Below are 10218 nucleotides of genomic sequence, written 5' to 3'. Positions count from 1 at the left end.
CTGCGGGTCCAAGGTAGGAGTCCCGAAGTAGGGGACGCAAGCGTTCACTAGGGCTGAAAATTCGTGCGAGGCGGCGGGTGCGGGCCGGTCGGAGGACCCCGTCCGCGGGGGCCCGCCCGTCCGGGAACCCCGCGACCCGCCCGCCGGACCCGGGGCCCGGCGCGCCCGTGGCGAAGCCGTCGGCTGGGCCGTCGGGAACCCTGCGCCCGGGGGACCGCGGGCCCGAGGTGCGCGCCCTCCAGGAGCGGCTCTACGGGCAGGGGTTCACGTACGTCTCGCCGACCGGGGTCTACGACAACCAGACCCGTCGCGGAGTCGCCCAGCTCCAGCGGGACCGCGACATCAAGGGAGACCCGAACGGCGTCTACGGCCCGGCCACCCGGGCGGCCTTCAACTGACGCCCCTCGCCACGCCGGGGGTCGGCAGGCCTGCCTCGGGCGGTCGCGGCCCCGCCCCCCGGAGGGATCAGCGGCCGCCCGAGACGCGGAGGATCGCTCCCGTGGTGTACGAGGCGTCGCCCGACAGGAGCCACGCGATGGCCCCGGCGACCTCCTCCGGCTGCCCGGGCCGCCCCAGTGGGATGCCCGCCGCCGCCCGGGCGGGCCGCCCGGGGTCGCCCATCGCCGCGTGCATGTCCGTCTCGATGATGCCCGGCGCCACCGCGTTGACCCGGATGCCGTCCGGGCCCAGTTCCTTGGACAGGCCCACCGTGAGCGCGTCGACGGCCGCCTTCGTGGCCGCGTAGTGGACGTAGTCCCCGGGACTGCCCAGCGTCGCGGCGGCCGAGGAGACGTTCACGATGGCCCCGCCGCCGCCCTCCGCCATGTCCCGCGCGGCCCGGCGGCAGCACAGCAGGTACCCGAGCAGGTTCACCTCCACCACGCGCCGCAGGTCCTCGGTGCGGGCATCGACGAGGCGGCCCAGGGGGCCGGTCACCCCGGCGTTGTTGACCAGACCGGTGACCGCGCCCAGCTCGGCCCCGGCGATGTCGAAGAGCCGCTCCACCGCGCACTCCTCGGAGGTGTCCCCGCGTACCGTCACGCACCGGGCGCCGGCCGCCCGTACGCGCTCCGCGACGGCCTCCGCGGCCGTCCGGTCGTGCGCGTAGCCGAGCACCAGGTCGTGGCCCTCGGCGGCGAGCCGTATGCAGGCGGCCGCGCCGATGCCCCGGCTGCCGCCGGTGACGACCGTGACCGGACGAGATGACATGACGGCCTCCTGGGACCCTGTGAGACGGGCGGGCCCGTCGGCCCTTCGCGCCGCAGGCTAACACCGCGAAATTCGCTGGACCAGCGCAAATGCCCCGCCGGACAGTGGTCCGGCACCCCCCGAACCCCCTTCCCGAGGAGCCGTACCGTGTCCACTCTGCGCGTCACCGTCGAGGAACTCACCGTCCACGGGCACCCGAACGCCGACGCCCTGGAACTGGCCCAAGTGGGCCTCTACCGGGCCGTGGTGGCCAAGGGCGCCTACCGCACCGGCGACTTCGCCCTCTACATACCCGAACAGGCCGTCCTGCCCGCCGCGTTGATCGAGGAGCTGGGCCTGACCGGACGCCTCGCCGGCAGCGCCGGCGACCGCGTCAGGGCGGTCCGGCTGCGCGGCGAACTCTCGCAGGGCCTGGTGTGCCGGCCCCGCGCGCTGACCGGCGTGGACCTGGAGCTCGCGGCCGAGGAGGGCACCGACTTCGCCGAGGAGCTGGGCATCGTCAAATGGTCGCCGCCCGTCCCCACGACGATGAACGGGGAGGTCGAGTCGGCCCCCGACCTGCTGCCGTGGACGGACATCGAGAACCTGAGGCGCTACCCGGACGTCTTCGAGGAGGGCGAGCCCGTCGTCCTGACCGAGAAGGTGCACGGCACGGCCTGCCTGATGACGTACGTCGCCGACGGCGAGCGCGTCCTGGTCTCCTCCAAGGGCTTCGGCTCCAGGGGGCACGCGCTCAAGGAGGACGACCGCAACCTCTACTGGCGTGCCGTACGCGGCCACGGAGTTCCGGAGGCCGCCGCCCGGCTGGCCGCACGGCTCGGCGCGACCCGGGTCGGGATCTTCGCCGAGGTGTACGGGTCCGGGGTGCAGGACCTGCCCTACGGGGCCCGCGGCGGCGCGGCCGACGCCCCGCCCGGATACGCCGTCTTCGACGTGTCCGCCGAGATCGACGGTCAGGTGCGGTGGCTGGACCCGGCGCGGGTGCTGGAGGACGGCGAACTCCCGCTGGTGCCCAGGCTCTTCGAGGGCCCGTACGTCCTGGAGGAGGTCCTGGAGCTGGCGAACGGCCGGGAGACGGTCTCGGGGCGCGGCCTGCACCTGCGCGAGGGCGTCGTCATCCGCCCGGCGGCGGAACGCCACAGCCCCGTCACGGGCGGCCGCGCCATCGCGAAGGCGGTCAGCCCGGCCTACCTGACGCGCAAGGGCGGCACGGAGTACGAGTAGGCACCGGAGGCCTTCGGTGATCTGGCGTTCCCGGAGGAACCGCGCCCCGGCCGGCCGGCGGCGGTGCCCGGCGGCTACGAGGGCCCCGTGCGCCTGCGCAACACCGGCGGGCGGCGCGGCCGGGAGGTCGTCCAGGTCCACCCGGCCCGGCCCGGCTCGGCGGTCGAGCGCCCCGCCCGCCGGCTCGCCGGGTGGGCGGCGGCGGACGCGGACCCGGGGGACCTGGCCGCCGCCCGCGTACGGATCCCCGTGCGGGCCCTCCAGCACTGGTCGGCGCGGGCGCGCGGCGGGGAGGCCGAGCCGGGCCGGTTCACGCTGCCGGCCGGGCGCACCGCCGCGGACCTCCCGCTGCGGGCCGTCCTCGACGCGGGGGCGCCGGACGGCCCGTGAGACCCGGCCGGGCGGGCGGCGCTACAGTGCCGCCATGAACACGGGGCGGGGGCGTACGGGCGCGGGTACGGGGGCGGCTCCGACACTCGAGGACGTCGCCCGGGCGGCCGGGGTGTCGCGGGCGACGGTGTCCCGCGTGGTCAACGGCGTACGGAACGTGGACCCGGCCATCCGGGACGCCGTCCAGCGGGCCGTCGCCGCGACGGGCTACGTGCCGAACCGGGCGGCCCGCTCGCTCGTGACCCGGCGCTCCGGCGCGGTGGCCCTGGTGGTCTCCGGGACGGGCGCGGGCGGCGGCGCGGGCTCCGGGGCGGGGGCCGGGCGGGACGACGACGCCGCCCGGGTCTTCCAGGACCCCTTCTTCGGGCGGGTGGCCGGGGCGGTGGTGCGGGCGCTGCGGCCGCGCGGGGTGCACCCGGTGCTGATGTTCGCCGACGCGCCGGAGGACCGGGCGCAGGTGCTCGCCCACCTCGGCCAGGGCGGCGCCGACGGGGCGCTGCTCGTCACCCCGCACGCCGACGATCCGCTGCCCGGGATGCTGGCCGGGGCGGGCCTCGCGGCGGTGCGGTTCAGCCGTCCGGAGCCCGGCGCGCCGCCGCTGGACTGGGTGGACCTGCGCCACCGCGAGGGCGGCGCACTGGCGGCCGGGCACCTGACGCGGCGGGGCCGCAGGCGGCTCGCGGTGATCGCGGGCCCGGGGCGGCTGGCGGCGAGCCGGGAGCGCGTCGCGGGGTTCCTGGCCGCGGCCGGAGCCGGGGCCGGGGCTGGGGCCGCGATCGGAGCCGCAGCCGGGGCCGGAGCCGCGATCGGGGCCTGGGCCGCACCGCCCGTCGTGGAGGCCGACTTCACGCTGGAGGGCGGCGAGCGGGCGATGCGGCGGCTGCTGGCCGAACGGCCCGACCTGGACGGGGTGTTCGCCGCCAACGACCTCATGGCCCAGGGCGCCTGCCTGGTGCTGGGCGAGCACGGGCGCCGGATCCCGCAGGACGTGGCGGTGGTCGGCTTCGACGATTCCAGCGCGGCCTCGGCGTGCCGGCCGAGGCTGACGACGGTCCGCCAGCCGGTGGAGGCCATGGCGACGGAGATGGTCCGCCTCCTCCTGCACCGCCTCGCGTCCCCCACCGCACCCCCGGCGGAAGTGCTGTTCACCCCGGACCTGATCATCCGCGACTCGGCCTGACCCCGCGGCCCGGCCCGCCCGGGGGCTACCGGGTTCCCTCGCCGCGGGTCGCCATCGCCGTGCGCCAGCCCGGCTGTTCCGAGGGGGGTTCCGGGGTGGTGCGGCGGCCGCCCGAGGCGAAGAAGGCCGACAAGGGGAGGGTCGCCGCGCCCACCGTGACCGCGTCCGGGCCCAGCGCGCTCAGGTCGATCGAGACCCGGGCGGCGGGGTGCGGGAGCGCGTAGCGGGTGGCGTGTTCCCGGACCGCCGGGAGGATGTGCGGGCCCAGCATCAGCCCCGCCCAGCCGCCGATCAGGATCCGCTCCGGCTTGAACAGGTTGACCAGGTCCGACAACCCCGCGCCCAGGTACTCCGCCGTCTCCTCCAGCACCTCCAGGGCGACCGGGTCCCCGCGGCCGGCCGCCGCGAGCAGCGCCGCCAGCGCGTCCTCCTCGTCCGCGGAGCCGGAGCCGGAGGCGGCATCGGCCCCGCCCCGTTCCGCCCAGCGGGCCAGTACCGACTCCGCGCCCGTGTACGCCTCCAGGCAGCCCAGGGCCCCGCACCGGCAGCGCCGGCCGCGCACCGACACCGTGAGGTGGCCCCACTCCAGGGCGGTGCCGGACCCGTCGGTGATCAGGCTCGCGCCGACGCCCGAGCCGAACAGCACCACCACCGCCTCGCGCGCGCCCCGCCCGGCGCCGAACCACATCTCGGCCTGCCCGAGGGTGCGGGCGCCGTTGTCGATGAGGTACGGGACCTCGTCCGGCAGGGCCTTCGTGGCGCGCAGCAGCGCCTCCAGCGGCACCGCGTCCCAGCCGATGGTCTGGCCGTGCACCACCGTCCCGCCCGGGGCGTCGCGGTCGACGATCCCGGGGACGCCCACGCCCACGCCCAGCAGCCGGTCGGCGCTCACCCCGGCCTCGGCGAGGACGGTGGCGATGCCGGTCCGTACGTGGTCCACGATCGGGCCGACGTCGTAGCAGCCGCGTGGCAGCAACGGCAGTTCCGTGCGCGCCAGTTCGGTCAGCGTCAGGTCGAACAGCTCGACCCGGACCCGGGTTTCGCCGACGTCCACCCCGATCATGTGCGCGCTGCCCGGGGAGACGCGCAGCAGGGTGCGCGGCCGGCCGCCGTCCGAGTCGACGACGCCGGCCTCCTCCAGGAGGCCGTCCGCGATCAGCTCGCCGACCACGTTGCTGACGGAGCCGGAGCTCAGTCCGGTCGCCGGACCGAGTTCCTGACGGCTCATCGGCCCGCCGAAGTACAACCGCTGGAGCACCGCGCTGCGGTTGCCGCGCCGCAGGTCCCGTACCGTCCGTCCGCCCCGCACACTCGTCATCTGGCCCCTTCCGCCCGTGACTTCGCTCGCAACATACCCTCGCGAGACCCCTTGACGCGACCCTTTCCCGGGGCTTAACTCACGTCCTGAATTAAGGCCTGGACGCAAACGGGCGCCGCCGGGGTCCAGGGGCCGATGACCCCGGCGCCCGCCCGCCGGCCTTCCCACGACCCTGCCGAAAGGGGCCGATCCGCCATGCGCAGAACCCGAGCCGCAGCCGCCGCCGTGACAGTCTCCCTCCTCGCCGCCACCGCCACCGCGTGCGGAGGCGGCACCGCGGACAGCGGGGGCGGATCCAACACCGCCCCCGAGGAACTCACGTACTGGGCCTCCAACCAGGGCCCCGACATCCCGGCGGACCAGGCGGTCCTCGGCCCCGAGCTGAAGAAGTTCGAGCAGCAGACCGGCATCAAGGTGAAGCTGGAGGTCGTCCCCTGGTCGGACCTGCTCAACCGGATCCTCGCCGCGACGGCCTCCGGCCAGGGCCCGGACGTGCTCAACATCGGCAACACCTGGTCCTCCTCCCTCCAGGCCACCGGCGCCCTGCTGCCCTGGGACGCGAAGAACTTCGACGCCATCGGCGGCAAGGACCGCTTCGTCGCCTCCGCCATCGGATCGGCCGGCGCGGCCGGTCAGGACCCGGCCGCCGTCCCGCTCTACTCCATGTCGTACGCCCTCTACTACAACAAGAAGATGTTCGCGGAGGCGGGCGTCGAGAAGCCGCCGGCCACCTGGGACGAGATGGTCACCACGGGCCGGAAGCTGTCCGGGGACGGCAAGTGGGCCCTGGGCGCCGAGGGTTCGAACCCCTCCAACAACATCCACCAGGCCTTCGTCTTCTCCCAGCAGCACGGGGCCGCCTTCTTCGACACCGCCGGAAAGCCCGTCTTCGACAGCCCGGCCAACGTCGACGCCGTCAAGCAGTACGTCGACCTGATGGCCAAGGACAAGATCATCGCTCCGGGCAACGCGGAGTACGACAAGAACCAGTCCCTCCAGGACTTCGCCAACGGCAAGACCGCCATGGTCCTGTGGCAGAGCGCGGCCACCAGCTTCAAGGCCAACGGCATGAAGGACGGCGACTGGGGCGTCGCCCCGGTGCCCGTCCCGGCCGGCGGCGCCCCCGGCTCCGGTACGAACACCAACTCCATGGTCGCCGGCATCAACATGGCCGTCTTCAAGAACACCGACAACATCGACGGCGCCCTGAAGTTCGTGAAGTTCATGACCGGCGACGAGGAGCAGACGGTCCTGAACAAGGCCTACGGTTCCATCCCGCCGGTCAAGGCCGCCCAGGGCGACCCCGCCTTCGCCTCCGAAGACCTCACCGTGCTCCGCCAGACCCTCGCCACCAGCGCCGCGCCCCTCCCGCAGGTCCCGCAGGAGTCCCAGTTCGAGACCGCCGTCGGGACCGCGGTCAAGGAACTGTTCGCCGACGCGGCGGCCGGCCGCCCCGTGACCACCGAATCGGTCAAGGCGAAGCTCACCAAGGCCCAGCAGCAGATGTCGAACTGAACCCGGCCGCCCGATGACCTCCGCGCCCCCCACGCGTCCCCCCGGCACCGCGACCCCGCCGAAACGCCCCACCCCACCCGGCGCGAGCCGCCGGGACCGCCCGCGCCACCCCGGCCGCGCCCGCCGCACCGCCCTCCCGTACCTGCTCCTCCTGCCCGCGCTCCTCCTCGAACTCCTCATCCACCTCGTCCCGATGGTCATGGGCATCGTGGCGAGCTTCCGCGAGCTCACCCAGTTCCACATCCGCGACTGGACGAGCGCGCCCTGGGCGGGCCTCGACAACTACCACCTCGCCGTCGACTTCGACCGGCCCGTCGGCGAGGCCCTCCTGCGCTCCTTCCTCACCACCTGCCTGTTCACCCTGCTCTCCGTGGCCCTGTGCTGGCTGATCGGCACCGCCGCCGCCGTGTTCACGCAGGAGACCTTCCGCGGCCGCGGCATCCTGCGGGCCCTGTTCCTGGTCCCGTACGCGCTGCCCGTCTACGCGGCCGTCATCACCTGGTCGTTCATGTTCCAGCGCGACAACGGCCTGGTGAACCACGTGATCCACGACCAGCTGGGCATCGGCGGCGCCGGGCACACCTTCTGGCTGCTCGGCGACAACAGCTTCTGGGCCCTGCTCATCGTCTCCGTCTGGAAGGGCTGGCCCTTCGCCTTCCTCATCGTGACGGCCGCCCTCCAGAACATCCCCCGCGAGCTCTACGAGGCCGCCGCGCTGGACGGCGCGAACACCTGGCAGCAGATCCGCCGGATCACCCTGCCCTCCGTCGGCCCCGTCAACCAGGTCCTGGTCCTCGTGCTGTTCCTGTGGACCTTCAACGACTTCAACACCCCGTTCGTGCTGTTCGGCAAGTCCGCCCCGGAGGCCGCCGACCTGATCTCCCTGCACATCTACCAGTCCAGCTTCGTCACCTGGAACTTCGGCACGGGCTCGGCCATGTCCGTCCTGCTGCTGCTGTTCCTGCTGCTGGTCACCGCCGCCTACCTGCTCGTCACCACCCGCGGAAGGAGGCACGACGATGCCCGCGGCTGAACGCGACCCGCTCCGCCCGCCCGCGTCCTTCCGGGCGGTCCGGGCCGTCTTCCTGACCCTGCTGGCCGGATTCGTCCTGCTGCCCGTCTACGTGATGGTCACCAGCTCCCTCAAACCGCTGGAGGACGTCGCCGGACGCTTCCGGTGGATCCCCAGCGGGCTCACCGTCCGCCCGTACGCGGACATCTGGCACACCATCCCGCTCGCCGAGTACTTCGTGAACTCGCTGATCGTCGCGGGCGCCGCGACGGCCTGCTCCGTCGTCGTCGCCGTCTTCGCGGCCTACGCCGTCAGCCGGTACCGCTTCCGCGGCAAACGCCTCTTCACGGTCACCGTGCTCTCCACGCAGATGTTCCCCGGGATCCTCTTCCTGCTCCCGCTGTTCCTGATCTTCGTGAACATCGGCAACACCACCGGAGTCGCGCTCTACGGCTCCCGCGGCGGCCTGATCCTCACCTACCTCACCTTCTCGCTGCCCTTCTCCATCTGGATGCTCATCGGCTACTTCGACTCGGTGCCCCGGGACCTGGACGAAGCGGCCACCGTCGACGGCTGCGGCCCCCTCGGCGCGCTGCTGCGCGTCGTCGTGCCGGCCGCCGTGCCCGGCATCGTCGCCGTCGCCGTGTACGCCTTCATGACCGCCTGGGGCGAGGTGCTCTTCGCCTCCGTCATGACCAACGACACCACCCGCACCCTCGCCGTCGGACTGCAGGGCTACTCCACGCAGAACGACGTGTACTGGAACCAGATCATGGCCGCCTCGCTCGTCGTCAGCATCCCCGTCGTCGCCGGATTCCTGCTGCTGCAGAAGTACCTGGTGGCCGGACTCACGGCAGGAGCCGTCAAGTGACCCTCTCGGAAAGCCTCCCCACCACCGCCCCGCACCCGGGCGGCATCGACCTCGCCGCCCTGCCCCGCGACTTCGCCTGGGGCACCGCCACCTCCGCCTACCAGATCGAGGGCGCCGCCGACGAGGACGGCCGCGGCCCCTCCATCTGGGACACCTTCTCCCGCACCCCCGGCGCCGTGCACGGCGGCCACACCGGCGACACGGCCTGCGACCACTACCACCGCTGGCAGGACGACATCGCCCTGATGCGCGGGCTCGGCACCAACGCCTACCGGCTGTCCGTCGCCTGGCCCCGCGTCCTGCCCGGCGGGGACGGCCCCGTCAACGCCAAGGGCCTCGACTTCTACGACCGGCTCGTCGACGGCCTCCTCGCCGCCGGCATCGCCCCCTCGGTCACCCTCTACCACTGGGACCTGCCCCAAGCCCTGCAGGACCGCGGCGGCTGGCCCGAGCGGGCCACCGCCGAGCACTTCGCCGCGTACGCCGGGGTCGTGGCCGCCCGCCTCGGCGACCGCGTCACCCAGTGGGCCACCCTGAACGAGCCGCTGTGCTCCGCCTGGATCGGCCACCTGGAGGGGAAGATGGCGCCCGGCCTGCGCGACCTGACCGCCGCCGTCCGCGCCTCCTACCACCTCCTGCTCGGCCACGGCCTCGCCACCGGGGCCGTCCGCGCCGCCGCCCCCGGCGCCCGGATCGGCATCGTCAACAACCTCTCCACCGTCGCACCCGCCACCGCCTGCGAAGCCGACCGCGAAGCCGCCCGGCGCATGGACGGACACGTCAACCGCTGGTGGCTCGACCCCGTCCACGGCCGAGGCTTCCCCGCCGACATGCGCGAGGTCTACGGCGTCGGCCTCCCCGAACGCCCCGGCGACCTCGCCACCATCGCCGCACCCCTCGACTGGACCGGCCTGAACTACTACTTCCCGCAGGTCGTCACCGCCGACCCGGCCGGACCCGCCCCCCATGCCCGCCAGATCGAACGGCCCGGCGTCCCGCGCACCGGCATGGACTGGGAGGTCGACGCGAGCGGCATCGAAACCCTGCTCCTGCGCCTCACCGAGGAGTACGGGGCCCGGCGCATCCACGTCACCGAGAACGGCTCCTCGTACCCGGACACCGTCGCCCCCGACGGCAGCGTCCACGACCCCGAGCGGGCCGCGTACCTGACCGCCCACCTGGCCGCCTGCGCCCGCGCGGCCCGCCGCGGCGCCCCGCTGGCCGGGTACTACGCCTGGTCGCTGCTCGACAACTTCGAATGGGCCTACGGCTATGACAAGCGCTTCGGCCTCGTCCACGTCGACTACGCCACCCAGCGCCGCACCGTGAAGTACAGCGGCCGCCGCTACGCGGAGGTGATCGCCGCCCACCGGGCCCTGTAGCCCGGGCCGCGCGCGCCGCGCCGTGCCCGCCCCGCCTCCCGGGGCGGGCACGGCCTTTCGTGGTGGGATGGGGAAGGGATGCTTCCACCAGCTCACGGAACACGGGCACACGGCTCG

10 protein-coding genes are annotated in these 10218 nt (G+C 74.1%); 8 read left to right on the top strand and 2 right to left on the bottom strand.

Going from position 1 to position 10218, the window contains the following annotated elements; genetic code table 11:
• Positions 1-167: 167 nt before the first annotated feature.
• The gene (locus ACFV0Q_RS31565; protein ID WP_385009941.1) at positions 168-398 is read left to right on the top strand and encodes a peptidoglycan-binding protein; all 231 of its coding nucleotides are present in this window, start codon (positions 168-170) and stop codon (positions 396-398) included.
• 67 nt (positions 399-465) lie between these two features.
• Here the strand turns inward: ACFV0Q_RS31565 and ACFV0Q_RS31560 are convergent, their stop codons facing one another.
• Positions 466-1209, bottom strand: coding sequence for an SDR family NAD(P)-dependent oxidoreductase (locus tag ACFV0Q_RS31560; RefSeq protein WP_385009939.1), 744 nt, complete (start codon positions 1207-1209; stop codon positions 466-468).
• A 147-nt stretch (positions 1210-1356) separates the two neighbouring features.
• Between ACFV0Q_RS31560 and ACFV0Q_RS31555 the strand changes: the two genes are divergently transcribed.
• The 3 genes from ACFV0Q_RS31555 to ACFV0Q_RS31545 all read left to right on the top strand — a co-directional run bounded on the left by ACFV0Q_RS31555 (position 1357) and on the right by ACFV0Q_RS31545 (position 4003).
• Entirely contained in the window at positions 1357-2433 is a 1077-nt protein-coding gene (locus ACFV0Q_RS31555) for an RNA ligase (ATP) (RefSeq protein ID WP_385009937.1), read from the top strand.
• Positions 2434-2520: 87 nt separating this feature from the next.
• The gene (locus tag ACFV0Q_RS31550; protein ID WP_385009935.1) at positions 2521-2823 is read left to right on the top strand and encodes a fibronectin type III-like domain-contianing protein; all 303 of its coding nucleotides are present in this window, start codon (positions 2521-2523) and stop codon (positions 2821-2823) included.
• 34 nt (positions 2824-2857) lie between these two features.
• Positions 2858-4003: a LacI family DNA-binding transcriptional regulator gene (locus ACFV0Q_RS31545; protein WP_385009933.1), complete on the top strand. Its 1146-nt coding sequence runs from the start codon at positions 2858-2860 to the stop codon at positions 4001-4003.
• Positions 4004-4028: 25 nt separating this feature from the next.
• Here the strand turns inward: ACFV0Q_RS31545 and ACFV0Q_RS31540 are convergent, their stop codons facing one another.
• Positions 4029-5321 (bottom strand): ROK family protein, encoded by a 1293-nt coding sequence (locus ACFV0Q_RS31540; RefSeq protein WP_385009931.1) that lies wholly within the window; start codon positions 5319-5321, stop codon positions 4029-4031.
• 195 nt (positions 5322-5516) lie between these two features.
• On the opposite strand from ACFV0Q_RS31540, the gene ACFV0Q_RS31535 reads away from it, so the two are divergent.
• From ACFV0Q_RS31535 to ACFV0Q_RS31520, 4 genes are read left to right on the top strand one after another with little or no spacing between them, the layout of a single operon-like run.
• Complete coding sequence (locus ACFV0Q_RS31535; protein WP_385009929.1) at positions 5517-6836, top strand: ABC transporter substrate-binding protein; 1320 nt, start codon at positions 5517-5519, stop codon at positions 6834-6836.
• A 13-nt stretch (positions 6837-6849) separates the two neighbouring features.
• The gene (locus tag ACFV0Q_RS31530) at positions 6850-7869 is read left to right on the top strand and encodes a carbohydrate ABC transporter permease (RefSeq protein ID WP_385009927.1); all 1020 of its coding nucleotides are present in this window, start codon (positions 6850-6852) and stop codon (positions 7867-7869) included.
• Complete coding sequence (locus ACFV0Q_RS31525; RefSeq protein WP_385009925.1) at positions 7856-8719, top strand: carbohydrate ABC transporter permease; 864 nt, start codon at positions 7856-7858, stop codon at positions 8717-8719. The genes ACFV0Q_RS31530 and ACFV0Q_RS31525 overlap by 14 nt, the downstream gene beginning before the upstream one ends.
• Positions 8716-10101: a GH1 family beta-glucosidase gene (locus ACFV0Q_RS31520; protein WP_385009923.1), complete on the top strand. Its 1386-nt coding sequence runs from the start codon at positions 8716-8718 to the stop codon at positions 10099-10101. Before ACFV0Q_RS31525 ends, ACFV0Q_RS31520 begins: the two co-directional genes overlap by 4 nt.
• Positions 10102-10218: the final 117 nt, after the last annotated feature.

Origin of the sequence: Streptomyces sp. NPDC059564, from assembly GCF_042735575.1 — a bacterium.
GTDB lineage: Bacteria > Actinomycetota > Actinomycetes > Streptomycetales > Streptomycetaceae > Streptomyces.
This window is presented reverse-complemented; position numbering and strand designations above follow the sequence as displayed.

Bases quoted from the DNA above. Each gene is read 5' to 3' on its own strand.
- ACFV0Q_RS31560 (WP_385009939.1), bottom strand. From the start codon at position 1,209: ATGTCATCTCGTCCGGTCACGGTCGTCACCGGCGGCAGCCGGGGCATC.
- ACFV0Q_RS31545 (WP_385009933.1), top strand. From the start codon at position 2,858: ATGAACACGGGGCGGGGGCGTACGGGCGCGGGTACGGGGGCGGCTCCG.
- ACFV0Q_RS31540 (WP_385009931.1), bottom strand. From the start codon at position 5,321: ATGACGAGTGTGCGGGGCGGACGGACGGTACGGGACCTGCGGCGCGGC.
- ACFV0Q_RS31535 (WP_385009929.1), top strand. From the start codon at position 5,517: ATGCGCAGAACCCGAGCCGCAGCCGCCGCCGTGACAGTCTCCCTCCTC.
- ACFV0Q_RS31530 (WP_385009927.1), top strand. From the start codon at position 6,850: ATGACCTCCGCGCCCCCCACGCGTCCCCCCGGCACCGCGACCCCGCCG.
- ACFV0Q_RS31525 (WP_385009925.1), top strand. From the start codon at position 7,856: ATGCCCGCGGCTGAACGCGACCCGCTCCGCCCGCCCGCGTCCTTCCGG.